The sequence below is a fragment of the Citrobacter amalonaticus genome (assembly GCF_018323885.1).
GTDB classification, from domain to species: domain Bacteria; phylum Pseudomonadota; class Gammaproteobacteria; order Enterobacterales; family Enterobacteriaceae; genus Citrobacter_A; species Citrobacter_A amalonaticus.
The window spans coordinates 134,870-158,924 of record NZ_AP024585.1 but is presented as its reverse complement, the minus strand read 5'-3'; the positions used below and the strand labels follow the sequence as shown (position 1 = coordinate 158,924).

The window sequence follows — 24,055 nt, the reverse complement described above, 5'->3', positions numbered from 1 at the left end:
GAATGGCTGAAGCCAACGCTATGTAGTGATATGATAAGAGGTATTCGTGTCTGAGATTGTCTCTGACTCCATAATTCATAGGTTACAGTTATGATCATCGTTACCGGCGGCGCGGGCTTTATCGGCAGCAACATCGTTAAGTCCCTGAATGATAAAGGTATCACCGATATCCTGGTGGTGGACAACCTGAAAGACGGCACCAAGTTTGTTAACCTGGTGGATCTGAACATTGCCGACTATATGGATAAAGAAGATTTCTTAATCCAGATTATGGCGGGCGAAGAGTTCGGCAAGATCGAAGCCATTTTCCACGAAGGGGCCTGCTCTTCCACCACCGAGTGGGACGGCAAGTACATGATGGATAACAACTATCAGTACTCCAAAGAGCTGCTGCATTACTGCCTGGAGCGCGAAATTCCGTTCCTGTATGCCTCTTCCGCTGCCACCTATGGCGGTCGCACGTCTGACTTCATCGAATCCCGCGAATATGAGAAACCGCTGAACGTTTACGGTTACTCTAAATTCCTGTTTGACGAGTATGTGCGTCAGATCCTGCCAGAAGCCAATTCACAGATCGTCGGCTTCCGTTACTTCAACGTCTACGGACCCCGCGAAGGCCATAAAGGTAGCATGGCAAGCGTGGCTTTCCATCTCAATACGCAACTCAACAACGGCGAAACGCCGAAGCTGTTTGAAGGTAGCGAAAACTTCAAGCGTGACTTCGTGTACGTCGGCGACGTGGCGGATGTAAATCTGTGGTTCTGGGAGAACGGCGTGTCCGGCATCTTTAACCTGGGTACCGGTCGTGCAGAATCCTTCCAGGCGGTGGCAGATGCCGCGCTGGCATACCATAAGAAAAATGAACTTGAGTACATTCCGTTCCCGGAAAAACTGAAAGGTCGCTACCAGGCATTTACTCAGGCCGATCTGACCAACCTGCGCGCTGCGGGCTACGATAAGCCCTTCAAGACCGTTGCCGAAGGCGTTACGGAATATATGACCTGGCTGAACCGCGACGCGTAAGGCAGGCAATCTATGAGGATTCTGGTGATTGGCCCGTCCTGGGTAGGCGACATGATGATGTCGCAAAGTCTCTATCGCACGCTCAAGGCGCGCTATCCCCAGGCGATAATCGATGTGATGGCACCGGCATGGTGCCGTCCGTTGTTATCGCGGATGCCGGAAGTCAACGAGGCAATTCCAATGCCGCTCGGCCACGGCGCACTCGAACTTGGCGAACGCCGCAAACTGGGTCACAGTCTGCGTGAAAAACGCTATGATCGCGCTTACGTGTTGCCCAACTCGTTTAAATCAGCGCTGGTTCCTTTCTTTGCCGGTATCCCTCACCGTACGGGCTGGCGCGGTGAAATGCGCTACGGCCTGCTTAACGATGCGCGCGTACTGGATAAAGCCGCCTGGCCCTTAATGGTCGAGCGTTACGTGGCGCTGGCCTACGATAAAGGCGTGATGCGCACGGCGAAAGATCTGCCGCAGCCGCTATTGTGGCCGCAACTCCAGGTGAGCGAAGGTGAAAAGTCGTTAACCTGCAGCGCGTTTTCGCTTTCTGACGAACGTCCGATGATTGGCTTTTGCCCCGGCGCGGAGTTCGGTCCGGCAAAACGCTGGCCGCACTACCATTATGCGGAACTGGCGAAACAGCTCATCGATGAAGGCTATCAGATAGTGCTGTTTGGCTCGGCGAAAGATCATGAGGCTGGAAACGAAATTCTGGCGACATTGAGTGATGAACAACAGGCGTGGTGTCGTAACCTGGCGGGCGAAACACAGCTCGAACAGGCGGTCATATTGATTGGCGCGTGTAAAGCCGTTGTCACCAACGACTCCGGCCTGATGCACGTCGCCGCGGCGCTGAATCGCCCGCTGGTCGCTCTCTATGGCCCAAGTAGCCCGGATTTCACCCCGCCTCTGTCACATAAAGCACGTGTAATTCGCCTGATAACGGGCTATCACAAAGTACGCAAAGGCGATGCCGCCGAAGGCTATCATCAGAGTCTGATCGACATTACGCCGGCGCGCGTACTGGAAGAACTCAACAGTCTGTTACTGCAAGAGGAAGCCTGACGAATGCGGGTTCTGATCGTCAAAACGTCCTCAATGGGTGATGTGCTACATACCCTGCCGGCACTCACGGATGCACAACAGGCCATCCCCGATATTCAGTTTGACTGGGTGGTTGAAGAAGGGTTTGCGCAGATACCGTCCTGGCATGCCGCGGTGAACCGTGTCATCCCCGTGGCGATTCGCCGTTGGCGTAAAGCCTGGTTTTCCGCGCCGATTAAAGCAGAACGCAAAGCCTTTCGCGATGCCGTACAGGCTGAGCACTATGACGCTATCATCGACGCCCAGGGACTGGTGAAAAGCGCGGCGCTGGTCACACGTCTGGCGCATGGGGTAAAACACGGTATGGACTGGCAAACCGCGCGTGAACCGCTGGCCAGCCTGTTCTATAATCGCCGCCATCATATTGCCAGACAACAGCATGCCGTAGAGCGTACGCGCGAACTGTTTGCAAAAAGTTTAGGCTATCAAAAACCGGTGTCGCAGGGCGATTATGCCATTGCGCAGCATTTCCTTACCTTCGGAAGTACGGGTGAACAGCCCTATGCCGTCTTTTTGCATGCCACAACGCGCGATGATAAGCACTGGCCGGAGGCAAACTGGCGAGCGTTAATCGGTCTGTTAGCTGACAGTGGGATAAGCATTAAATTGCCCTGGGGCGCGCCTCATGAAGAAGCACGGGCGAAGAGGTTATCTGAGGGATTCGCTCACGTTGAGGTATTACCGCGAATGACGCTGGAAGGCGTCGCACGCGTGCTGGCGGGAGCAAAATTTGTCGTTTCAGTCGATACGGGGTTAAGCCATCTGACCGCCGCACTCGATCGACCTAATGTCACGTTGTACGGTCCTACGGATCCAGGGCTCATTGGTGGTTACGGGAAGAACCAGGTGGCGTGTCGTGCGCCAGGAAATCAATTAGCAATGCTAAACGCTGATTCAGTCCGCGACGAACTATCATCATTATTATAAAGGTAATTGAATGCCAACCTTGAGTCTTATCAGTCCCTGGCGTCACTACGCCACGAAGACGTCTTCAGCACTGGAAGTAACAACTTATTTTCTCTGTGCCATCACGCTGATTGTCGCAATGTTTGATAATACGCTAAGCATGAAGTTATATAATGTTACGGCGATATTGGGTCTGTTGGCGCTGCTATTACGCGGTAAACCTGAAAGCTATTCGGTACAGTATTGGTTGCTACCGCTCGCTATTTTTATCATCGGCGCGCTGGACGTCGTCTGGTATTCCGCCTTTAAGGTTGATCATTCTCCCTTTCGCGCGACCTATCACAGTTATTTGAACACGGCGAAAATTTTTCTCTTTGGCGCTTTTCTTACTTTGCTGGCGCAGACGTCAAGAATTCGCTTTAAGAAAGAGTTACCGCTTTATATCCTGTATTCGCTGTCATTTTTTATCGCGGGATATGCATATTACATAAAATCCACTACTGGCATGGCTCGTCTTGATTTCGGCATTGGTACGGCTACGGGCGCCGCCTACTCCATTATGTTTGTCGGGATTGTCAGCGGAATATCGATTCTCTACACCCAGCGGAATCACCCGATATTATTTTTATTGAATGCCATCGCGATATTCTATGCCCTGGCACTTACCCAGACGCGTTCCACGCTGTTGATCTTCCCGGTGATCTGTGCGCTGTCGTTGGTTGCCGGGTATATCAAGTCGCCAAAAAAACTCTTCTTTTCAGTCATTGGCTTTTTGATTGCGCTGGTTGTCCTGATCGCCATATTCAGTAAGCCGATTTATAACCGTTATCATGAAGGTGTTTCAGATTTGAATCGCTACAGTCAGGGCAACAGTAATAGTTCTCTGGGCGCACGGCTGGCGATGTATGAGATTGGCTTTGATATCTTTAAAGACGCGCCGTTCGCGGCACGCTCGGCCGATACGCGGGCACAGCGAATGACGGAATTAGCGAAAGAACATAAGTACCTGCAAGGCGCACTCGAATTTTCGAATGTCCATTTGCACAATGAGCTCATCGAAGCCGCCTCACTGAAAGGGATTGCCGGGGTTCTGTCGACGCTTTTCTTCTATATCGCGTTGTTCTTTACGGTCTATTATCACCGTTCGTTGGGACTGTTTGCATTAACGTTAGCCGCCATTGGAATCGGGCTGAGTGATGTTATTCTCTGGTCTCGGAGCGTACCAATCATCTTAATAACCGCGATCGTTTTAATGCTTTTCCTCAAGAAAAACCGACAGCACGGCGATATTGCGTCACAATAACCTGACGATCAGAAGTGAGCTATCACTCACTTCTGGTGTTTTGACAGCAACCCCTCTACCGATTCAGTCAGCACCTTCAGGCTAATATCCTTCACCGTATACGTCGGAGAGACCACCTGTAACGCATTGCAGTTATTCGGTGCCCAGATGAGGTGTGAGGGGTAGGTCGTTTGTCGCGCATTTGGATAAAGCGCGAGCGTAGGAATTTCATATGCCGATGCAATATGGACCAGTGCAGTATCCACGGAGATGACATACTGACTGAATTTTGTCAGTGCAACCGTATAAATGAATTCTTTAAAGGGCAGTGATTCAATGCCCGGTATCGCAATAGAGCGAATATCTTCGGCTAAGCCGGTAAAAATAATTCGGTAATCCGGATACTGTTTACAGAGATGCGAATAAATCGTACCGATCTGCTCATCAGACAGGCGGCAGATTTTCTTTGCCCCTAATGCATTGATAATAATTATTTTTGAGTCGCCAACAAAATTCAGAACATCTTTTTCAACCGACTCTGGCAGCGGTAAATCATAACTCACATCAAATTCATGACGTTCATCGCCATAAAAATAACGCAGTATTTCACTGGCCCGTGTACACATGTGCGCCGTTAACTTCTCATCATGCGGATGGTAAACGGTGTAGTAACGTTTATACCACTTATCAAAACCCAGGATATGAGCGCGTCTGACACCCGACAGCAACAGGCTGTGACCAAAGGAAGGCATGGTTTCAAAAGGATCAAGTACGATATCGAAAGATTCGCGGGAAAGACATTTACGTAATGCCAGTACATCACTGATTGCATTTGATTTTTTAATATAAAACTGATGTATGCGACGATTACCAGAAAGAAACGCTTTCCCCGTTTCCGTGGTTAATATTGACAGTTGTACACCACGATTAGTCAGTTCGCGATACAGCGAACTCAATACAATTAAATCGCCTAACTTGTTGTTATCATGGATTAGCAAGCAAGTCTGAATCTTGTCTGCATTAATTTTTGCATTCTTTTTCCTGGTGAAGAAAAATGACAAAAAATTAATCTTGATTTTATTAATGCAGAATCTTTTTTTCTTATGAAAAGCACCTAAACCCATGCGAGTTACCACACTACAAATATAAAAGAGGTTAATACTAACTTACATAAGAATCGGCACGATCGTGAAGATCGTGCGCATTGTTCCTGATGTGCTGTCTGGAGGGTAACGCTGCGACATCCGCTGCCTTAATATAGGGAATAATATCATAGCTTATTGCGGTATCGTCAGACAGATTATAGATATTAAAGTCATCAACGCTCTCACACATGAACTGGAAAAATGGCAGAATTTTGATTAAATCCTTGCTCAGTTCAGAAGGCATTGGATTGCGACTCTCATCATAAAAACGCGCACAGCTCCCGGTGATATCTAATCCGGAACAGATCGTGTTGTCATAACCTAATGAATACGCTATCTGCATCGCCGTATACGCCACTGTATGGCATGAGCAGTAACCTAAACTGATATCTTTACTAAATCCCACCAGTCTTTTACGTTTAGAAATGGGCACCCGAATCAAGAGATTCTTATTCCATTTTGAAAGCATTTCTAGCTTCAGTTTCTTGAAAAAGCCGCCTTTTTCACGTTTATAAAATGCGCGTAAAATCAAACAATGAGTCCGCATATATTTCTTATCTTCTTCAGTAGCGGCTTCATAAACATCCATATTAACGACTGTAAACTTACTCGCCCGGCTAAATTTATAAAAATCGTGACGTCTTTGTAGCAAAAAACGCGCATCTGTTAAGACATAAATGAAGGGAGTAATACTATTACTGAGCAAGTATTCCGCAGCGCCGTTAACAGTAATGACATCATTGTTCTGCAAAAGAGAAAGCGGTGTCCCTCGGGAGGTGGGTCCCGATAAGAAAATGATCACGTTATCAGATGTTCTGTTGGCAATAAGTTGCTGAACACCTGCTCGAGTTATAAACTTAACATTACTCATATGAAACCTGTAGGTTTGTCATGCAACTTAAATCACGATGAATCTTTGAGGAAAGTGTTCATGGTTTATCTTTAGCGAGGATGAGCAAACCAGACTGACCTGATTTGCTCACAAAATATACAAACTCATTTTTGCATTTAGAACGACTAAAAGCAATATTCTAAATAATCACATTGAAGCTTAGCGCACACTTTTACCTTTCAGACGGCGCAGGAAATTCCGCCATTTTTTCTTATAAACCAGCAGATAAAACCCCAAGTCTTTTCTATTATTTTCAATACCATAGTGGCGTTCTAAATCAATACGATCTTTCGCCATTCTCTGTCGGGAAGGTCTTTTTCCGGACAGATCGATTATTCTTATTTCATCATTTTGTAATATGAAGTTACCTTTATGCGGATCACCTGAGACCATACCATGCTGATGCAACCCTTGAATGGATTGCTTTATCTTCTCTTTCACATCATCGGAGATGACAGGCAGGTCTACCAGTTCAACCCCCTCGATATACTCAATGATCATGATGTAAGTATGCACATAACGAAGGGTCTTCACTTCAGCAAGCAAATAAAAGTCATTTAAGGCGTCAAAACCTTCCTGCCGCACGCGATCGGTCTGGTAAAAAAGCTTTTCGTAGTAATCCCCTTTAACCAACGACTTAAAAAATCGCTCAGTATTTTTTACTTTAGGGTGAAATACTTTCAGGATATATTTTCCATGGTCAGTATCAATTAATACGACCTTGGTATCCTCAATACTACGAAAGACTCTTAACACTTTAAGATTATGCGTTAAAAAATCATTGAAAATATCAATGTATTTCTCGCCATCTTGTTTTACAAACACGGTATAGTTTTTAATTTTTGTTTCAGTGAACATAATTATAAAGGTATTATTTCGCTAAAATTTTACGATAGAGGTACGCTACACCCGCAATCACTCCACGCAGATAATGTTTTTGAACCAAAAGATGTTTATATCTTTTTTTATACTCAACCATCGTTCGCGCATCTTTGGCAGGAACCCCTTTCCACGGTGATTTAATAAATGCATTAGTATAATAAATCGCGGAGGGATAATTTGCCCAAGCATGCCAGGGTTTTGTCGCCCCTGTATAGTGAATCAGCTTTGTATCAGCATGGATTATATTTAAATATTTTTCATGCGTCTTATCGCTTAATTCACTTTTAATGGAATAAATTGTATTGTATTCACGAGGTAAAAAATAAACTTTATCGCGCAGCAGTATATTCAGGACATCCTGATCCGGATATTTAAAAAAGGTTGCACTTCCATCACTGTCTGTCAAAAGAGACAACGCCCTGGCAGTTAATTGGTTCTCAGCCCATCGCCTGAGATTTATCAAGACAACACCGGAGTTGAAATATCGACCCTGAAGATTAAAAGAGGGTAGCCTTTCATTTACCCTGGACTGTATTGAGTCAACGTCTTTTACCACGGCAGCGACGTTATCATTGAGATCAAGGTCCAGAAGATAATCCAGCGGGCCTTTGCAAATGACATCAGCATCAAGATACAGCAATTTTTCTAGTTTACGGTGCAAATAATCAAAAGCGAAAAGTCGAAAATACATGGCTCTTGACCAGACCTGTGTTTTCGGCAATACCTCAAGGCATTTGACATTGATAAGATATAATGAAACTTTTATCTTATGTTCTTGCACCAACGCTTCAATCTTATCAACGAAGCTTTGTGTATAGTTGTCGCAGATAATATGAAAAGCAACATTTATATCATTATGAATTAATACCGAGGTAATAGACACCCCGACACCATCAAGATAGTTCTCATCAATTCCATAAGAGATATTTAATGTATTACCATTATTATCATAGCGCTCATCAAAAACTTTATATTCTGCTATCTCTATTTCAGGAAATGAGTCCACTGCGTCACCTATAATTATTTTTATTTAATAATTTTGCTTTTAAAGTAAAGTGCATAATCTACCAGACCAGAGAAATATTGCTTCTGGTTGAACATATGCTTCGCCGCATAACGTAACTGATGACTGTTGTTAGGTTTCAGCAATTCAACATTACACCAGGGTGATAACTTTTTCGCATTCAAAAAGCTTTGCGCGATAGGGTAGTTGCCCCATTGATGCCAGGGCTTAGTCGGCCCAATATAATGAATGAACACCGTATTTTCATCCACAGGGTTAACCACATCACGCTTTAATTCGTAATTGATGCTGAATTGGGTATTAAACTTCTTGCCAATAAAACGCGCCTTGCCGACCAGTAACATATTCAGTACATCCTGATCCAGGTGAGTGATACGCTGTACCACATCCGGATCGCGTAACATCTCGATGGCCTTGCGGGAAATATCCTCAGTGGTCCAGACAGGAAGATTAATCAGCAAAAAGCCGGCATTAAAGTAGCCAGAAACCAGTCCCGGCGTTGCCAGACTGAGTGAGCGCTTCGTCCACCACTCTGACTCTCCCTCCGCTACCACGGCCGCAATTTCATGTTCAGCAAACTGGAGGTCAATCAGTTCTTGTACACTTCCCTGACAGGCAATATCTGCATCCAGATACAGTACCCTGTCCATTTTTCCCGCGAAGTGGTCGGCGATAATAAACCGGAAGTACGTTGCATATGACCAGTTTTTAGTACTTGGTAATGATTTCAACTGCTCGCAGTCAACGAGATATACCACGATTTGGGTGGCGTATTGCTTTGCCAACGCATTAAATCTCGCCTGTTCCTCATTGCTAAATGAGTCAGTAAAAACATGAAAGGAAAACGGTGTATCGGGGTTAGCAATCAGTATTGATGCAATGGACACACCGCAACCAAAAAGGAAGTTCTTGTCAATGCCATAGGCAATATTAAAGCTATCAACATCACTATGTTCTTCATAGTTATAATCTAAAGTCTGCTGAATGACTTTTTCTTCAAAATACGTTTGAGTCATAGTGATCACTTATTGATTTTGGAAAATATCGCACTTCTTAAATGCTGAAAATAGACTTCATTATAGAAGTTATCTATCGTCTCAGGAATCAGATGACTATCATACTTTATCTGACCAGAGAGAATTTGATTGAGCAAATGAGTAAACTGTTGGAGATCCTTCGGAGGATACAATTCGCCATTGATGCCCGGTTTGATCATATCCCGTGGACCAGACATACAGTCAGAGCTAATGCACGGAATGCCATACGACATGGCTTCCAACAGGGTCATCGGAAAGCCCTCGAATGATGATGTCAGCAACAGTGCCGTGACGTTCTTTATCTTGTTTTGCACCACATCCCAGGGAGAGACCTGCCAACCATGCCAGGTAATACGATTATCAATCCCCAGTTCTCGTCCATAGGACTGACATTTTTCAAAATCTGAACCGTCACCAACCACATGCAACCGCCATTCGCCTTCCGCATGGGATAATCCATCCAGCAGATCCTTAATCCTTTTTTGCCCTTCAAACTTCATCCTTCCGACATACAGAAAGACTGCGGGTTGGCCTTTTTCTGGTTGTGGAATAATTTCTGACTTTCTGGAAACGGGATTATAAACAACGGTAATATTTTTTTGATCAATACCCCGTTCGATCATCTGGTGTTTGATACCACTACTGATTGCCAGATGATAATCTGCCCAGCTAACACATTCGGCGTGTTTTTTATGATCCAGCGAAAAATGTGGCCAGGAGAATATCGTAAAATTCTGCTCTGCTTTCTTCCGCGCTTTACTGGCGAACAGGCAAGACAGCACATCAATACAGATCACCACATCGGGTTCTGTTTTCTTTAGCCAGTGGCTAAACGTGTGGATATGCTTTGCCCGACGTAAAAAGCCCAGACGGATAGTGGAGAAAGAGCATGAGTAGTTAATACCGCTTAACCATGCCTTATCCATTTTGTCATGTCGGCAAAAGAAAAACATCTCACACTGGATTGCAGAATGTTCAGCCTGAAAGTTGTTGATAACATCCCGGATGACCGTTTCCATTCCACCAAACCCGGACACAGCTTCGCCAATAAATGCGATTTTTAACCCAGTTCGAACCGGCATTTCATTCATATATGATTACGGTCTCTCTTCTTGCCATCGTGATTATAATTCTACATCGTTAAAGCTAAATCCAAGATGGTGATTGAAGCATTCCTTTAATAGAGGACTTTTTAAATTATAGTTTTCAATGAAAGATATATTACTTAGATTAATTTGTGCTGTAGTGTTAAATCCATACAATTCAAGCCGTAAACCTTGCTTTAAAAACTCTAATATAATATCTTCCGCGATTAATTCAGAGTTTATATTTTCAACATTGTCAAATTGATATGATAACTCCCTCGGATGAGGAATATAGTAATCTATTTTCCTGTCATCGATAAAACACTGCACTTTTTGTATTAAAGACAACACTTCGTGTTTCTTATCAATCGCATCTGAATAGACTGTACCTAATAATATTTTTTTAGTAATACTTGTTCCGGAAGCTACACTATTATAACAAATTAATGTAATCGCTTCTTTTTTTTCTATAATATTAGGTTTTTCTGGAAATAAAGTATAATGTACTCTGTCGAGTTTAAGGATATCCTCTTTATGATACTTCCTGCCCATCAGTCTTCGAAAACATTTCGACGAGAATGGAACTGAGGAATCCTGATACATCACGCTTTTTTTATTTATATTATTCGTTCCATCATCGAATGTTCTTATCTCATCGAAAGAAATCACTGATAGTATATGGTGAATAAGTGGCACATGAAAATTCGCAAAAAAAACAACGTCATATTTTTTCTTATATGACATCATAATTTTCTTTGCATACAATGTCCTTTTTAATGTTTTAAATGTTGATGTCTTTTTTACATTTGCTTCGAGACTAACATGCTGACACAATGGTTTGATTTTATTTAAATAACAAACATTTTTTCCATTCCCGGCGTCACCAATAAACAACAGATCAACATTATTCAGTCGCTCCTTTTCAATAATAGCTTTTGCAATAAGCAACTGCAAATTAGTCATGCATATGAAGAGAAACATTTAGCCTCTTTCATCTCAAAATAATTATAGTTTTTTTCTCAGTGTTCGTTCTTTTATTCGCTCTGCTTTTGCTTCTGCCTGGATTAACAGGTCTGCTTCATTACGAAATATATCACGTAATGGAGCCGAAAAATAAACCCGCATAAACCGCCAGATATCCCGCTGTGTCAACCCGATGTTTAGCGACGAAAAATAGAGGCCAATCAGGTCTTTATCACGCCAGCGGCGAGGAACTTTCGTACGAATCTGTGCCCTGTGTAGATCAATAACCGAAATCTTTAAGTCTTCTTTATTGCCTGAAAAAGGCAGATGCAGCAGGAAGTGGCAGATATAGCAATCACGGTGATTGATTCCACCTGCATGCATCTTGCGCACCATCGTGGCCACACGGTCAATAATCATCCACTTGACGTTGACGTCCGGTGGATTCGTTGCCCAATCCGCACAATAGTCTTCCAGACTGATGGTCGGCGTGAGATCTTCGGTAATAATGAACGACGTTTTGGTCAGAGGGTTGAGCCCTTTCTCACCGAAACCAACGCCATACATCGTATCCACGCCTAAATCCTGGAGGCGATGAATAGCGTTCCATTCTCTGTCAGCGCCCAAAACCGGCATCCGCAGCGAGAGAAGGTTTTTGACAATTTCCTTGAGAGAAGTACCCCGATGCCATTTAAGGAAATAGCTTTTCCCCGCCAGTTCAAATCGCAGCGTACGACGAGTTTCCAGCTCCCTGAAGACTTCACCCTGCAGCGTTTTGACTTCCTCAAACGCGTCTTTCCCGCGCCATAATGTGGCTAACGGTTCTTTCAATTCAACCATCCAGACCACCTGTAATAATGTCCGCCGCCTTTTCCGGCAGACTGTACAAATCTTGCGTATCCGCATAATGCCGCGCGTTTTCTGCCCACGCTGCACGCAATGACGGCTGGGTCAGCGCTTTACGCAAAATGTCGTTCAACGCGTCCTGCCGCCAGGGTTCTTCAATGACATCGCCACAGTTAGCCTGCGTAATATAATGCGCATAACCGCAAACGGCCGTGGTCAACACTGGCAAGCCAGCAGTAATCGCCTCCAGCAGAACAATACCTGCCGCTTCCTGATAGGCCGGGTGCAGTAACAAATCGGCGGCAGCCATCAACTCCGAGACATCATTGCGTCCGGAGAAAAAATGTACATTACTGCGCACGCCGCGTTTTTCTGCCAGCGCTTCAAATTTGCGTGGCTTATCCTGACCGACAATATACAAAAGTGTGTTATGCCGCAGCGCCGCCGGAAGTGACGCAAGTGCTTCAATCGAACGATCCACCCCTTTGCGGGTAAAATCAGAGCCAACCTGCAACAGTAAGTTTTGCTGCTCCGAAATACCGTTCTTCTGGCGAACGATTTCACGGGCATTCGGGATTTGCGCACTGTATTTTCTGTCCGGGTAAATCCCCGGAGGGAGAATATGAAAACGCTCCGCTTCGGTTTGATAATGCTTCTGAAAATCAGCAATCTGCGTATCCGTCAGCATTAATAACTGCGTCGGTTTACCCTGTTCAAACGTTGCCCGTTCAAACGCCGCATAATGACGATAACGGGAGGTCAGACGATAGAAAAAGCCTTTTTCTTGCTCAACTTTTTCGGCATAACAGACATCCGCGGCAAAATAGACATCCAGGCCTGGCATCTTGTTAAACCCTACGACCCTGTCAACGGGATGCTCACGCAAATGCGCCTGTACCCAGGCATAATATTCCGCATTACGCCCATGGTTGGTCCGCGATTTAACCGGTACACGAATGAGCTCAAAAGCATCCGGGCATTCTCCGTCCCACGATTGGGTATAAATACGGACCTGATGACCTCGGGCTGCGACGGTTTGCGCAATGCGCATAAAGTCACGTTGTAGTCCGCCGAACGGAAAATACTTATACAAACAAAAAGCCACGATCATACTGGCGCATCCATTTCGATAATTTGCGCGTTCTGCGGCAACAGTTTTTCCGTTGCCGCAATCACATCCTCAACGGGAATAACGGACATATATTTTTTGTTACGGTCCAGTTCAGATCGTTTAGGCATCGGCTGATAGTCCCCTGCCCAGAACTGAATAATATTGTCAGTCCAGGGGCGCCAGAAGACATGGTCTGTCGCGCCAAACAGACATATCACCGGCGTTTTGACCGCCGCGGCAATATGCCCTGGGGCTGAATCAACGCCAATAAAAAGGGCAGCATGATCAATCAGCGCGCCTAATTCCGGGAATCGGGTTTTACCTGCCAGCCCGGTTACCGGTTTGGTTTCGCACCCCAGCGCAATCTCTTCCACACAGGCTAAATCGTCAGCAGAAGGGCCGGACGTCAGCACGACCTGATAACCACGACGTTCAAGAGCATCAATGACGCGGGAAAATTTGTCATTATCCCAGCACTTAAATAACTGCCTTGCCGTAGGTTGAATCACCACATACTGATGCGTCACGCCAAGCTGGCGCAACTGTCGACGCATATTCTCCCAGTGTTCAGGTCGATAGCTCATCGTCGTTTCAGTAACAATATGCTCCAGCCCCAGCGGTTTGAGTGCTGACAGCGTACGTTCGACAACGTGTTCGCCGGAATAGGGAACGAGATGGGTAAAACTCTGTTTCCAGAATGCAGACTGCCGGTTGGCGAAATCCTGGGATATTTTTACTCTTGCGTGTAAAAAACGGACAATCAGCGCCACGATCCACTGATCGGTCAGGTTGATGACCAGATCATATTGGTTGTTGCGTAAGGTCTTAATCAGCGAAAGCGTATTTTTAATTTTCTCTGCCGCCCCTGTTCCCTTATTACTGATGCCATAAAGGGTATTAATCTCGGGGTTTTCCGACAAAATAGGCATCGTATCCTGGTAAAGAAGCATATCGATTTTGGCGTCAGGATAGTTCTGCTTCAGCGTACTGATAACGGGAGTGGTTAATAGCATATCCCCGTGGAAACGCATCTTGATGACCAGAATTTTTCGAAAAGGCTTTTCCACACGCGACTCTTTTGTTGTGATTGTCCGATAAAGTTAAGCAGAAAACAGCACGCTACCGCCCCAGGCTCAACAGCTACCCGATCACTGATATTGCACTGACTTTTACGCGCTAGTGTATCACTTCTTTCGCTGCGATCCGACTCGAATAAATTAACCGCAAAGTGGGTATTTTTCTTTTTTAAATCAAATCGATATTAACCTGAGCATCGTTTTTTTCGTCACCGATTGGCTCGGTTAACAACGGCAATAGCAGTAAAAATCAATAAATGGCATAAAAATTCAAAAAAGATGAGCCGGGCTGGCGGAATAAGTCGGACTTAAAGCTATTTAAGTCAAAAACAGGAAAAGTAATGGTAAAGCCCTGGCTAAATACATAGAATCCCCAGCACATCCATAAGTCAGCTATTTACTATGCTCGAATTGCTTTACACCGCCCTTCTCTACCTTATTCAGCCTTTGATCTGGATACGGCTTTGGGTGCGCGGACGTAAGGCCCCGGCCTACCGTAAACGCTGGGGTGAACGCTACGGTTTTTACCGTCGCCCCCTGAAACCGGGCGGGATTATGCTCCATTCCGTCTCTGTCGGCGAAACACTGGCAGCCATTCCTTTGGTTCGCGCCCTGCGACATCGCTATCCCGATCTGCCGATCACGGTCACCACGATGACGCCAACCGGCTCCGAGCGTGTCCAGTCAGCCTTCGGTAGCGATGTTCAGCACGTCTACCTGCCTTACGATTTACCCGATGCGCTGAGTCGCTTTCTGAACAAGGTTGATCCTAAGCTGGTGCTGATTATGGAAACGGAGCTATGGCCGAACCTGATTGCCGCGCTTCATAAACGGCATATTCCACTGGTCATCGCCAATGCGCGTCTTTCTGCCCGCTCCGCTGACGGTTACGCGAAGTTGGGGAAATTTATCCGCCGAATCCTTCGTCGTATTACGCTAATTGCAGCGCAAAATGAAGAGGATGGTCAGCGCTTTGTGACGCTGGGCGCGAAGAACAATCAGGTGACCGTCACCGGCAGTCTGAAGTTCGATATTTCCGTGACGCCACAGCTTGCCGCAAAAGCTGTTACGCTGCGTCGCCAGTGGGCGCCGCATCGCCCGGTGTGGATCGCAACCAGTACTCATGATGGTGAAGAGAGTATTATCATCGCCGCGCATCAGGCATTGTTACACCAGTTCCCCAACCTGCTGTTGATTCTGGTCCCGCGTCATCCGGAACGCTTCCCGGATGCGATTAACCTCGTGCGTGAAGCCGGGCTAAGCTATACCACACGTTCCTCCGGCGAAGTCCCCTCGGCCAGTACCCAGGTCGTTGTAGGTGATACGATGGGTGAACTGATGCTGCTTTACGGAATTGCGGATCTGGCGTTTGTCGGAGGATCACTGGTTGAACGTGGCGGACATAACCCGCTGGAAGCCGCGGCACACGCAATTCCGGTGCTAATGGGACCCCATACCTTCAATTTCAAAGATATTTGCGCCCGTCTGGAGCAGGCCAGCGGTTTGATTACGGTCACGGACGCCACAAGTCTTGCCAAAGAGGTTTCCTCTTTACTGACCGATGCCGATTATCGTAATTTCTATGGTCGTCACGCAGTTGAAGTTCTCTATCAAAACCAGGGGGCGTTACAGCGCCTGCTACAGCTGCTGGAACCTTATCTGCCACCGAAAACGCATTGAGGGCTGTTATGCAAAAACGGGCGATTTATCCAGGTACTTTTGATCCGTTGACGAACGGCCATATCGATATCATCACGCGTGCTACGCAGATGTTTGATCATGTCATTCTGGCGATTGCGGCAAGTCCCGGTAAAAAACCGATGTTCAGCCTTGAAGAACGTGTCGCGCTGGCTCAGCAGGCCACTGCCCATCTGTCTGGCGTTGAAGTGCTAGGTTTTAGCGATCTGATGGCCAACTTTGCGCGTGAGCAACAGGCCAACATCCTGATTCGTGGATTGCGCGCCGTCGCGGATTTTGAATACGAAATGCAGTTGGCCCACATGAATCGGCATTTGATGCCAGAGCTGGAAAGCGTCTTTCTGATGCCTTCTAAAGAGTGGTCCTTCATCTCATCGTCACTGGTGAAAGAAGTGGCCCGCCATCAGGGTGATGTCACCCACTTCCTGCCCGAGAATATTCATCAGGCGCTGTTGGCAAAGCTCAAATAGCGCCCCGCATCCGGGACGCCCCGTCTTACTTCTGGCACTGACGGCAATAGAACGTCGCACGCTGCGCGTGTTTCGATGCTACGATCGGCGTTCCGCACACTCTGCATGGCTCACCTTTACGGCCATAGACCTGCAACTCTTGAGCAAAATAGCCCGGTTTACCATCGCTTTGCAGAAAATCTTTCAGCGTCGTTCCCCCCTGTTCTATTGAACGCAGCAGGACGGCCTTAATCACGCGCACCAGCAGTTCATATTCAGCCGGCGACAATGACGACGCCAGACGGTCAGGATGAATACCCGCAGCAAACAGAGATTCACTGGCGTAGATATTTCCGACCCCCACGACCAGCTTATTATCCATCAACCAGGGTTTAATCGCCGTTTTCTTCTTCGCACATTTCTGTTGCAGGTATTCGCCGTTGAAAGTATCGCTTAGCGGTTCAGGACCGAGATGCGCCAGTACGTTGTGCCCTTCCAGTTCTTTCGTCCACAGCCAGGCACCAAAGCGACGGGGATCGGTGTAGCGCAGGACTTTACCGTTACTCATCACTAAATCGACATGGTCATGTTTTTCTGCAGGCAGTTCTTCAGGAAGGATACGTAGACTGCCTGACATCCCCAGGTGAATGATGATCCAGCCATCGGGTAGCTCCAGCAGAAGGTATTTCGCACGGCGCTGAACGCTGAGCACCGGTTTGTCGCTCAGACGATAGATCTCTTCTGATACCGGCCAACGCAGACGTCCATTACGCACATTGGCATGCAGAATGGTTGCCCCGACCAGATGCGGTTCAATACCGCGGCGGCTGGTTTCGACTTCAGGTAATTCAGGCATAACGTCTCCGGCTGTGTATCAGGTCTCACTAATATGGGGATGGCCAGAAAACAAAAAACCCCGCCGAAGCGAGGTTTTTCATTACAGCAAAGCGAGACTTACTTAATTTTCGCTTCTTTGTAGAGAACGTGCTGACGGACAACTGGATCGAATTTTTTCAGTTCCAGTTTTTCCGGCTTAGTACGTTTGTTCTTCGTGGTGGTATAGAAGTGACCAGTACCAGCAGAAGAAACCAGCTTGATCTTCTCACGAATACCTTTAGCCATGATTTATTTCCTCTTAGTACTTAGTACTTTTCGCCACGGGCACGCAGTTCAGACAGAACTGTATCGATGCCTTTCTTATCAATTACACGCATACCTTTAGCAGATACACGCAGGGTGACAAAACGCTTTTCGCTCTCAACCCAGAAACGGTGAGAGTGCAGGTTAGGCAGGAAACGGCGTTTAGTCGCGTTCAGTGCGTGGGAACGGTTGTTACCGGTCACCGGACGCTTGCCAGTAACTTGGCAGACTCGGGACATGTCTATTCTCCAAAAATCAAATTAGCTCGAGCTTCGTATGGGGTATCGGCGCCTCGTCAGGCTTTACAGCCCGGTCATCGCGGTTCTACACCTCACCCTTCAAGCTGCCTTAACGCAACGTGAATGATTGGGTGTCTAAGTGAACACTCGATTGCCAGGCCCAAATGCCAAACCCGAGATTCTCAAAGGTGGCGTAGTATACGCTGAGTCAGCGATGTGCTCAAGTCCCGAACAGACAAAGATCCCGATGGATCGCGCAAAGTGCGTCAAATCCAACCTCGTTCCGCAAACGAAACGTACTCTCCGCGTCCAATGACAAGGTGATCAAGCACACGGATATCCATGAACTGACAGCATTTTACGACACGCTCGGTGATAAGTTTATCCGCTTTGCTCGGCTCTGCACACCCCGACGGATGATTATGGGCAAGGATCACCGCAGATGCATTGATTTTTATCGCTTCACGAATAATTTCACGCGGATGGATCTCAACATGGGTGAGTGTGCCAGAGAAAAGGCGGCTATGTTTAATGACATGGTGTTGAGAATCGAGAAAAACCACCATGAAAACTTCCCGCGCCTCCCCCGCTAATTGGCTCTGCAAAAAATCCCGTGTTAACACCGGGCTGAGTAATGGGTTCGTACCTTTTATTTGCACTTCATAAAAGCGCCTGGCCAGTTCCGCGATGCCTTTAAGCTGCGCATACTTTGCTACGCCAATCCCTGTCACCGCGCTGAATTGAGAGTAGTCCGCCGTCAACAAGCTATAAAGAGAGCCAAAATGTTCCAGGATCTCTTTTGCCAGTGCAAAGACATCTTTCCCGGGCGTTCCGGTCCGTAAGAAGAGCGCCAGTAGTTCGTCATCCGTCAGCGTATCGACCCCAAGCGCCAACAGTTTTTCCCTCGGCAGCACATATTCAGCAGTTTCCATCCCCACACCTCCTCATGCCAGCATGCATGGTGGCACGGCCCGTAGGGGGAATCGACGTACAATTTTCACTCCTGCGTAGCGCCTCGCAAAGTGATTCATGGGTGAACGCACGACAGTTTACGGATTGTGATAAAATATCCGCCTTCTGGTGTAATCCAACAGGAATGATCATGATGAGCCTGGCCGGTAAAAAAATCGTTCTCGGCGTCAGCGGCGGCATTGCTGCCTACAAAACCCCTGAACTGGTGCGTCGTCTGCGCGAACGCGGCGCTGATGTCCGTGTGGCAATGACCGAGGCGGCTAAAGCCTTTATTACCCCACTCAGCTTACAGGCGGTTTCCGGGTATCCCGTTTCCGACAGCCTGCTGGATCCCACGGCAGAGGCCGCAATGGGCCATATTGAGTTAGGAAAATGGGCCGACCTGGTGATTCTCGCCCCGGCCACCGCAGACCTTATCGCGCGTGTCGCAGCCGGCATGGCAAACGATCTGGTGTCTACGATTTGTCTGGCTACCCCTGCGCCCGTTGCTGTTTTACCGGCAATGAACCAGCAGATGTACCGGGCTGCGGCAACGCAGCATAATCTGGGCGTTCTGGCTTCTCGTGGGTTGCTCATCTGGGGACCAGACAGCGGCAGCCAGGCATGCGGTGATGTAGGGCCGGGCCGTATGCTGGATCCTTTAACGATTGTCGATATGGCCGCGGCACATTTCGCCCCTGTCAACGATCTGCAACATCTTAACATCATGATTACCGCGGGCCCGACGCGCGAACCGCTCGATCCGGTGCGCTACATTTCCAACCACAGCTCCGGCAAAATGGGGTTTGCCATCGCCGCCGCCGCAGCCCGTCGCGGGGCGAACGTTACGCTGGTCGCCGGCCCGGTATCATTACCCACGCCGCCTTTTGTACAGCGTGTTGATGTGATGACCGCTCTGGAAATGGAAGCGGCGGTGCAATCCGCCGTCCAACAGCAACATATTTTTATCGGCTGCGCTGCCGTAGCAGACTATCGCGCCGCGATTGTCGCCCCGGAAAAAATTAAGAAACAGGCAACACAAGGTGATGAATTAACAATAAAAATGGTCAAGAACCCAGACATCATCGCCGGAGTTGCCGCACGTAAAGACCATCGCCCCTATGTCGTTGGGTTTGCCGCGGAAACGAATAATGTGGAAGAATATGCCCGGCAAAAACGTATCCGTAAAAACCTTGATTTGATCTGTGCAAACGATGTTTCGCTTTCAACTCAAGGGTTTAATAGCGACAGCAACGCTTTACACCTTTTCTGGCAGGATGGAGATAAAGTCTTACCGCTTGAGCGCAAAGCACTCCTGGGCCAATTATTACTCGACGAGATCGTGACCCGTTATGATGAAAAAAATCGACGTTAAGATTCTGGATCCGCGTGTCGGCAAGCAATTCCCGCTGCCGACGTATGCCACCTCCGGCTCCGCCGGACTTGACCTGCGGGCTTGTCTCGATGACGCCGTAGAACTGGCGCCGGGCGCAACCACGCTGCTGCCAACCGGGCTGGCTATTCACATCGCCGATCCGTCTCTGGCTGCCGTCATCCTGCCGCGTTCGGGTCTGGGCCATAAGCATGGTATCGTGCTGGGCAACCTGGTGGGGTTGATTGATTCTGACTATCAGGGGCAGCTAATGGTGTCCGTCTGGAACCGTGGTCAGGACAGTTTTACCATTGAGCCGGGCGAACGTATCGCACAGATGGTCTTTGTGCCAGTCGTGCAGGCCGAATTTAATCTGGTGGAAGAGTTTGATGCCACCCACCGTGGTGAAGGCGGTTTCGGCCATTCCGGTCGTAAGTAAGAAAGTTACGCATCCCGATAACGTCATAACATCACCGCAAGCCCTGGGTTTGCGGTCATAGTGTGGATGCTCGCCTGCAAGTGCTTATTTTCAGGGGTATTTTGTAACATGGCAGAAAAACAAACTGCGAAAAGGAATCGTCGCGAAGAAATACTTCAGTCTCTGGCGCTGATGCTGGAATCCAGTGATGGAAGCCAGCGCATCACAACAGCAAAACTGGCGGCTTCTGTCGGCGTTTCCGAAGCGGCATTGTATCGCCACTTTCCCAGCAAGACCCGCATGTTCGATAGCCTGATAGAGTTTATCGAAGACAGCCTGATCACCCGTATCAATTTGATTTTGAAAGATGAAAAAGATACTCACGCGCGTGTGCGCCTGATTGTGTTATTGATTCTGGGTTTCGGCGAACGCAATCCTGGCCTGACGCGCATCCTGACTGGACATGCGTTGATGTTTGAACAAGATCGCCTGCAAGGACGTATCAACCAACTGTTCGAACGCATTGAAGCACAACTGCGCCAGGTATTGCGGGAAAAGCGGATGCGTGAAGGTGAAGGGTACGTGACGGATGAAACGTTACTGGCAAGTCAACTGCTCGCCTTCTGCGAAGGTATGCTGTCGCGCTTTGTGCGTAGCGAATTCAAATACCGTCCTACGGATGATTTTGACGCCCGCTGGCCACTGCTCGCCGCGCAACTGCAGTAATGTTTGCCGGATAGCGCACGCGTTATCCGGCCACTCACGTTAAACGCCGAACGCTTCCCGATACGCCCGCACCGCTGCCAGATGCTCTGCCATTTCCGGCTTCTCTTCCAGATAGGCAATCAGGTCTTTCAGGGTGATGATGGAAATCACCTTACAGCCATAATCGCGCTCGACTTCCTGAATGGCAGAAATCTCGCCACGTCCGCGTTCCTGACGATCCAAAGAGATCAGCACACCAGCCAGCGTTGCACCATTGGCCTGGATGATTTCCATCGATTCCCGGATGGCCGTACCAGCGGTGATCACATCATCTACCAGCATCACGCGGCCTTGTAATGCGCTGCCAACCAGATTGCCACCTTCTCCGTGATCTTTGGCTTCTTTGCGGTTAAAGCAGTACGGCAGGTCTTTGTCATGATGTTCCGCCAGCGCGACCGCCGTGGTCGTCGCAATGGGAATGCCTTTGTAAGCCGGGCCAAAAAGCAGATCAAATTCAATGCCAGAATCCACTAATGCTTCAGCGTAAAAACGGCCTAACAGTGCCAGATCGCGCCCGGTATTAAACAGGCCGGCGTTGAAGAAATAGGGGCTCTTGCGCCCGGATTTCAGCGTGAACTCGCCAAACTTGAGTACCTGTTTGTTAAGCGCAAACTCAATAAACTGGCGTTGATAGGGTTTCATGGATTCGCTCCTCATTTCACTTTCATCATTGACAAAATCTACGGACAAAAAAAAGGCGACTCATTGGTCGCCTTAAAATCAATTCTCTAGCGCCGCCTTCTGCGTCGCAACAATGGATTCGATTCCCCCTCGGGCCAGTGCCAGCAAGGTGAGAAGTTCTTCATGGCTGAACGGCTCACCTTCTGCCGTCCCCTGCACCTCGATGATTCGTCCATCTTCGGTCATCACCACGTTCATATCGGTTTCCGCCGCTGAGTCTTCAACGTACTCCAGATCGCAGAGCGCTTCGCCGTTAACGATCCCCACGGATACCGCAGCAACCATCCCTTTCATCGGATTAGTTTTCAGCTTACCGCTGGCCACCAGTTTGTTCAGCGCATCTGCCAGCGCCACACAGGCACCGGTAATGGAAGCGGTACGCGTGCCGCCATCGGCCTGGATCACATCGCAGTCCAGGGTGATAGTAAATTCACCCAACGTTTTGAGATCGACTGCAGCGCGCAGCGCACGGGCGATCAGACGCTGAATTTCCATAGTACGGCCGCCCTGCTTGCCTTTTGCGGCTTCACGCGCGTTACGGGTATGTGTTGCACGCGGCAACATGCCATATTCAGCTGTGATCCAACCCTGGCCCTGACCTTTCAGAAAACGCGGTACGCCTTCTTCAATCGAGGCCGTGCACAGCACTTTGGTATCTCCAAATTCGACCAGCACCGAGCCTTCAGCGTGTTTTGTATAGTTACGGGTCAGGATTACGGGACGCACCTGATTAGCGCTACGGCCTGCTGGACGCATATTGAGATCTCCGGCTTAAACGAATGTGGCTGCGCATTATACGGACTTCCGGCGGTTATTCCTATCCTGACAAGGCCGGGATGGCTATAATCCTCCCATCTCTCCTTTAAAAACAGGAACGTCTATGATCCGCAGTATGACCGCCTACGCCCGGCGTGAAATCAAGGGTGAATGGGGTAGCGCCACCTGGGAAATGCGCTCGGTAAACCAGCGTTATCTGGAAACTTACTTTCGTCTGCCGGAACAGTTCCGTAGCCTTGAGCCTGTTGTTCGTGAACGCATTCGTACGCGCCTGACGCGCGGTAAAGTCGAATGCATGCTGCGCTTTGAACCCGATGCCAGCGCGCAGGGCGAGCTCATCCTGAATGAAAAGCTCGCAAAACAACTCGTGAATGCAGCTAACTGGGTCAAAATGCAGAGTGATGAAGGGGAAATCAATCCGGTCGATATCCTGCGCTGGCCCGGTGTTATGGCAGCACAGGAACAGGATCTGGACGCCATTGCTGCAGAAATCCTGACCACACTCGACGGCACGCTCGACGATTTCATCGTTGCCCGCGAAACGGAAGGTCAGGCACTGAAAACGCTGATCGAACAACGTCTGGAAGGCGTCAGCGCTGAAGTTGTTAAGGTCCGCGCCCATATGCCAGAAATTCTACAATGGCAGCGCGAGCGTCTGGTCGCTAAGCTTGAAGACGCTCAGGTCCAACTGGAAAATAACCGTCTGGAACAAGAACTGGTCCTGATGGCACAGCGCATTGATGTGGCAGAAGAACTGGATCGCCTGGACGCCCACGTTAAAGAAACCTACAACATCCTGAAGAAAAAAGAGGCAGTAGGCCGCCGTCTGGACTTCATGATGCAAGAATTCAATCGCGAATCGAATACGTTGGCGTCAAAATCCATTAATGCGGAAGTGACCAATTCCGCCATCGAACTGAAAGTTTTAATCGAGCAAATGCGCGAGCAGATCCAGAACATCGAGTAAGGTGTCTTTCCGCGTAGCCCGTCAGCCAATGGCGGTGCTACGTTTTTCATGACTCACGCTAAATTGTGGACATCTTCAGTTTAGTTTTTCTCATTCATTTTATTGATAAAAAAACCATCATACCACGCACCACCGCAGAAGAATAACGATTTCACATTACCTGAAGTTATTAAAAATCACTCACCTTAGAAAATCTCAATCGTGACGACGAGCACAAATCGTTACTCT

At 48.0% G+C, this 24,055-nt stretch carries 26 protein-coding genes and 1 pseudogene; 10 read left to right on the top strand and 17 right to left on the bottom strand.

Going from position 1 to position 24,055, the window contains the following annotated elements:
• Positions 1 to 90: 90 nt before the first annotated feature.
• From rfaD to KI228_RS00770, 4 genes and pseudogenes are all read left to right on the top strand, one after another.
• A complete protein-coding gene (gene rfaD, locus KI228_RS00785; protein WP_061069362.1) occupies positions 91 to 1,023 on the top strand; it encodes an ADP-glyceromanno-heptose 6-epimerase in 933 nt (310 codons plus the stop codon).
• A gap of 12 nt (positions 1,024 to 1,035) precedes the next feature.
• Positions 1,036 to 2,082, top strand: coding sequence for an ADP-heptose--LPS heptosyltransferase RfaF (rfaF, locus tag KI228_RS00780; RefSeq protein WP_042998616.1), 1,047 nt, complete (start codon positions 1,036 to 1,038; stop codon positions 2,080 to 2,082).
• Positions 2,083 to 2,085: 3 nt separating this feature from the next.
• The gene (gene rfaC, locus KI228_RS00775; protein WP_061069363.1) at positions 2,086 to 3,048 is read left to right on the top strand and encodes a lipopolysaccharide heptosyltransferase RfaC; all 963 of its coding nucleotides are present in this window, start codon (positions 2,086 to 2,088) and stop codon (positions 3,046 to 3,048) included.
• 10 nt (positions 3,049 to 3,058) lie between these two features.
• Positions 3,059 to 4,111, top strand: a pseudogene (locus tag KI228_RS00770) (O-antigen ligase family protein); the annotation flags it as partial.
• A 53-nt stretch (positions 4,112 to 4,164) separates the two neighbouring features.
• On the opposite strand, the gene KI228_RS24565 reads toward KI228_RS00770, so the two are convergent.
• The 11 genes from KI228_RS24565 to rfaQ form a co-directional block, all read right to left on the bottom strand.
• Entirely contained in the window at positions 4,165 to 4,257 is a 93-nt protein-coding gene (locus tag KI228_RS24565; protein ID WP_418219714.1) for a hypothetical protein, read from the bottom strand.
• Positions 4,258 to 4,356: 99 nt separating this feature from the next.
• Positions 4,357 to 5,433: a glycosyltransferase family 9 protein gene (locus KI228_RS00765; protein ID WP_042998619.1), complete on the bottom strand. Its 1,077-nt coding sequence runs from the start codon at positions 5,431 to 5,433 to the stop codon at positions 4,357 to 4,359.
• Between the two features lie 37 nt (positions 5,434 to 5,470).
• On the bottom strand, positions 5,471 to 6,325 hold the full coding sequence (gene waaZ, locus KI228_RS00760; protein WP_042998620.1) for a 3-deoxy-D-manno-oct-2-ulosonate III transferase WaaZ: 855 nt from the start codon (positions 6,323 to 6,325) through the stop codon (positions 5,471 to 5,473).
• A 180-nt stretch (positions 6,326 to 6,505) separates the two neighbouring features.
• Positions 6,506 to 7,204 carry a lipopolysaccharide core heptose(II) kinase RfaY gene (gene rfaY, locus KI228_RS00755; RefSeq protein WP_212807533.1) on the bottom strand — a complete coding sequence of 233 codons (699 nt, stop codon included), beginning with the start codon at positions 7,202 to 7,204 and terminating at the stop codon, positions 6,506 to 6,508.
• A gap of 13 nt (positions 7,205 to 7,217) precedes the next feature.
• Complete coding sequence (locus KI228_RS00750; protein ID WP_061069365.1) at positions 7,218 to 8,234, bottom strand: glycosyltransferase family 8 protein; 1,017 nt, start codon at positions 8,232 to 8,234, stop codon at positions 7,218 to 7,220.
• Positions 8,235 to 8,254: 20 nt separating this feature from the next.
• The gene (gene waaO, locus KI228_RS00745) at positions 8,255 to 9,268 is read right to left on the bottom strand and encodes a lipopolysaccharide 3-alpha-galactosyltransferase (protein ID WP_061069366.1); all 1,014 of its coding nucleotides are present in this window, start codon (positions 9,266 to 9,268) and stop codon (positions 8,255 to 8,257) included.
• 5 nt (positions 9,269 to 9,273) lie between these two features.
• The gene (gene waaB / locus KI228_RS00740) at positions 9,274 to 10,371 is read right to left on the bottom strand and encodes a lipopolysaccharide 1,6-galactosyltransferase (RefSeq protein ID WP_061070636.1); all 1,098 of its coding nucleotides are present in this window, start codon (positions 10,369 to 10,371) and stop codon (positions 9,274 to 9,276) included.
• Positions 10,372 to 10,413: 42 nt separating this feature from the next.
• Positions 10,414 to 11,355, bottom strand: a complete 942-nt coding sequence (locus KI228_RS00735) for a glycosyltransferase family 52 (protein WP_061069367.1) — start codon at positions 11,353 to 11,355, stop codon at positions 10,414 to 10,416.
• 24 nt (positions 11,356 to 11,379) lie between these two features.
• Positions 11,380 to 12,177 (bottom strand): lipopolysaccharide core heptose(I) kinase RfaP, encoded by a 798-nt coding sequence (rfaP, locus tag KI228_RS00730; RefSeq protein ID WP_044263539.1) that lies wholly within the window; start codon positions 12,175 to 12,177, stop codon positions 11,380 to 11,382.
• The gene (locus tag KI228_RS00725; RefSeq protein ID WP_042998627.1) at positions 12,170 to 13,294 is read right to left on the bottom strand and encodes a glycosyltransferase family 4 protein; all 1,125 of its coding nucleotides are present in this window, start codon (positions 13,292 to 13,294) and stop codon (positions 12,170 to 12,172) included. The genes rfaP and KI228_RS00725 overlap by 8 nt, the downstream gene beginning before the upstream one ends.
• Complete coding sequence (gene rfaQ / locus KI228_RS00720; protein WP_071888339.1) at positions 13,291 to 14,361, bottom strand: lipopolysaccharide core heptosyltransferase RfaQ; 1,071 nt, start codon at positions 14,359 to 14,361, stop codon at positions 13,291 to 13,293. The genes KI228_RS00725 and rfaQ overlap by 4 nt, the downstream gene beginning before the upstream one ends.
• 411 nt (positions 14,362 to 14,772) lie before the next feature.
• On the opposite strand from rfaQ, the gene waaA reads away from it, so the two are divergent.
• Complete coding sequence (gene waaA / locus KI228_RS00715) at positions 14,773 to 16,050, top strand: lipid IV(A) 3-deoxy-D-manno-octulosonic acid transferase (protein ID WP_042998628.1); 1,278 nt, start codon at positions 14,773 to 14,775, stop codon at positions 16,048 to 16,050.
• A gap of 8 nt (positions 16,051 to 16,058) precedes the next feature.
• Positions 16,059 to 16,538, top strand: a complete 480-nt coding sequence (gene coaD, locus KI228_RS00710; protein WP_042998629.1) for a pantetheine-phosphate adenylyltransferase — start codon at positions 16,059 to 16,061, stop codon at positions 16,536 to 16,538.
• 25 nt (positions 16,539 to 16,563) lie between these two features.
• Here coaD and mutM read toward each other — a convergent pair whose 3' ends face one another.
• From mutM to radC, 4 genes are all read right to left on the bottom strand, one after another.
• Positions 16,564 to 17,373, bottom strand: a complete 810-nt coding sequence (mutM, locus tag KI228_RS00705) for a bifunctional DNA-formamidopyrimidine glycosylase/DNA-(apurinic or apyrimidinic site) lyase (protein WP_044328861.1) — start codon at positions 17,371 to 17,373, stop codon at positions 16,564 to 16,566.
• 98 nt (positions 17,374 to 17,471) lie between these two features.
• Positions 17,472 to 17,639 carry a 50S ribosomal protein L33 gene (rpmG, locus tag KI228_RS00700; RefSeq protein ID WP_003024094.1) on the bottom strand — a complete coding sequence of 56 codons (168 nt, stop codon included), beginning with the start codon at positions 17,637 to 17,639 and terminating at the stop codon, positions 17,472 to 17,474.
• A 20-nt stretch (positions 17,640 to 17,659) separates the two neighbouring features.
• On the bottom strand, positions 17,660 to 17,896 hold the full coding sequence (rpmB, locus tag KI228_RS00695) for a 50S ribosomal protein L28 (RefSeq protein WP_002436699.1): 237 nt from the start codon (positions 17,894 to 17,896) through the stop codon (positions 17,660 to 17,662).
• A 266-nt stretch (positions 17,897 to 18,162) separates the two neighbouring features.
• Positions 18,163 to 18,828 (bottom strand): RadC family protein, encoded by a 666-nt coding sequence (gene radC / locus KI228_RS00690; protein WP_042998631.1) that lies wholly within the window; start codon positions 18,826 to 18,828, stop codon positions 18,163 to 18,165.
• Positions 18,829 to 19,001: 173 nt separating this feature from the next.
• Here radC and coaBC point away from each other — a divergent pair, with 173 nt between their 5' ends.
• The 3 genes from coaBC to slmA all read left to right on the top strand — a co-directional run bounded on the left by coaBC (position 19,002) and on the right by slmA (position 21,363).
• Complete coding sequence (gene coaBC / locus KI228_RS00685; protein WP_104010340.1) at positions 19,002 to 20,222, top strand: bifunctional phosphopantothenoylcysteine decarboxylase/phosphopantothenate--cysteine ligase CoaBC; 1,221 nt, start codon at positions 19,002 to 19,004, stop codon at positions 20,220 to 20,222.
• A complete protein-coding gene (gene dut, locus KI228_RS00680) occupies positions 20,200 to 20,658 on the top strand; it encodes a dUTP diphosphatase (RefSeq protein WP_042998633.1) in 459 nt (152 codons plus the stop codon). Before coaBC ends, dut begins: the two co-directional genes overlap by 23 nt.
• 108 nt (positions 20,659 to 20,766) lie before the next feature.
• Positions 20,767 to 21,363: a nucleoid occlusion factor SlmA gene (slmA, locus tag KI228_RS00675; protein ID WP_042998634.1), complete on the top strand. Its 597-nt coding sequence runs from the start codon at positions 20,767 to 20,769 to the stop codon at positions 21,361 to 21,363.
• A 39-nt stretch (positions 21,364 to 21,402) separates the two neighbouring features.
• Here the strand turns inward: slmA and pyrE are convergent, their stop codons facing one another.
• Together pyrE and rph are read right to left on the bottom strand one after the other, a co-directional pair.
• On the bottom strand, positions 21,403 to 22,044 hold the full coding sequence (pyrE, locus tag KI228_RS00670; RefSeq protein ID WP_042998635.1) for an orotate phosphoribosyltransferase: 642 nt from the start codon (positions 22,042 to 22,044) through the stop codon (positions 21,403 to 21,405).
• A 78-nt stretch (positions 22,045 to 22,122) separates the two neighbouring features.
• Positions 22,123 to 22,839, bottom strand: coding sequence for a ribonuclease PH (rph, locus tag KI228_RS00665; RefSeq protein WP_044254376.1), 717 nt, complete (start codon positions 22,837 to 22,839; stop codon positions 22,123 to 22,125).
• A gap of 124 nt (positions 22,840 to 22,963) precedes the next feature.
• Here rph and KI228_RS00660 point away from each other — a divergent pair, with 124 nt between their 5' ends.
• Entirely contained in the window at positions 22,964 to 23,827 is an 864-nt protein-coding gene (locus KI228_RS00660; RefSeq protein ID WP_061069369.1) for a YicC/YloC family endoribonuclease, read from the top strand.
• Positions 23,828 to 24,055 lie beyond the last annotated feature (228 nt).

Excerpts from the sequence above, each read along its gene's own strand:
- rfaD (WP_061069362.1), top strand. The coding sequence starts at position 91 with ATGATCATCGTTACCGGCGGCGCGGGCTTTATCGGCAGCAACATCGTT.
- rfaF (WP_042998616.1), top strand. The coding sequence starts at position 1,036 with ATGAGGATTCTGGTGATTGGCCCGTCCTGGGTAGGCGACATGATGATG.
- rfaC (WP_061069363.1), top strand. The coding sequence starts at position 2,086 with ATGCGGGTTCTGATCGTCAAAACGTCCTCAATGGGTGATGTGCTACAT.
- KI228_RS24565 (WP_418219714.1), bottom strand. The coding sequence starts at position 4,257 with ATGATTGGTACGCTCCGAGACCAGAGAATAACATCACTCAGCCCGATT.
- KI228_RS00765 (WP_042998619.1), bottom strand. The coding sequence starts at position 5,433 with ATGGGTTTAGGTGCTTTTCATAAGAAAAAAAGATTCTGCATTAATAAA.
- waaZ (WP_042998620.1), bottom strand. The coding sequence starts at position 6,325 with ATGAGTAATGTTAAGTTTATAACTCGAGCAGGTGTTCAGCAACTTATT.
- rfaY (WP_212807533.1), bottom strand. The coding sequence starts at position 7,204 with ATGTTCACTGAAACAAAAATTAAAAACTATACCGTGTTTGTAAAACAA.
- waaO (WP_061069366.1), bottom strand. The coding sequence starts at position 9,268 with ATGACTCAAACGTATTTTGAAGAAAAAGTCATTCAGCAGACTTTAGAT.
- waaB (WP_061070636.1), bottom strand. The coding sequence starts at position 10,371 with ATGCCGGTTCGAACTGGGTTAAAAATCGCATTTATTGGCGAAGCTGTG.
- KI228_RS00735 (WP_061069367.1), bottom strand. The coding sequence starts at position 11,355 with ATGTTTCTCTTCATATGCATGACTAATTTGCAGTTGCTTATTGCAAAA.
- rfaP (WP_044263539.1), bottom strand. The coding sequence starts at position 12,177 with ATGGTTGAATTGAAAGAACCGTTAGCCACATTATGGCGCGGGAAAGAC.
- KI228_RS00725 (WP_042998627.1), bottom strand. The coding sequence starts at position 13,294 with ATGATCGTGGCTTTTTGTTTGTATAAGTATTTTCCGTTCGGCGGACTA.
- waaA (WP_042998628.1), top strand. The coding sequence starts at position 14,773 with ATGCTCGAATTGCTTTACACCGCCCTTCTCTACCTTATTCAGCCTTTG.
- coaD (WP_042998629.1), top strand. The coding sequence starts at position 16,059 with ATGCAAAAACGGGCGATTTATCCAGGTACTTTTGATCCGTTGACGAAC.
- mutM (WP_044328861.1), bottom strand. The coding sequence starts at position 17,373 with ATGCCTGAATTACCTGAAGTCGAAACCAGCCGCCGCGGTATTGAACCG.
- rpmG (WP_003024094.1), bottom strand. The coding sequence starts at position 17,639 with ATGGCTAAAGGTATTCGTGAGAAGATCAAGCTGGTTTCTTCTGCTGGT.
- rpmB (WP_002436699.1), bottom strand. The coding sequence starts at position 17,896 with ATGTCCCGAGTCTGCCAAGTTACTGGCAAGCGTCCGGTGACCGGTAAC.
- radC (WP_042998631.1), bottom strand. The coding sequence starts at position 18,828 with ATGGAAACTGCTGAATATGTGCTGCCGAGGGAAAAACTGTTGGCGCTT.
- coaBC (WP_104010340.1), top strand. The coding sequence starts at position 19,002 with ATGAGCCTGGCCGGTAAAAAAATCGTTCTCGGCGTCAGCGGCGGCATT.
- dut (WP_042998633.1), top strand. The coding sequence starts at position 20,200 with ATGATGAAAAAAATCGACGTTAAGATTCTGGATCCGCGTGTCGGCAAG.
- slmA (WP_042998634.1), top strand. The coding sequence starts at position 20,767 with ATGGCAGAAAAACAAACTGCGAAAAGGAATCGTCGCGAAGAAATACTT.
- pyrE (WP_042998635.1), bottom strand. The coding sequence starts at position 22,044 with ATGAAACCCTATCAACGCCAGTTTATTGAGTTTGCGCTTAACAAACAG.
- rph (WP_044254376.1), bottom strand. The coding sequence starts at position 22,839 with ATGCGTCCAGCAGGCCGTAGCGCTAATCAGGTGCGTCCCGTAATCCTG.
- KI228_RS00660 (WP_061069369.1), top strand. The coding sequence starts at position 22,964 with ATGATCCGCAGTATGACCGCCTACGCCCGGCGTGAAATCAAGGGTGAA.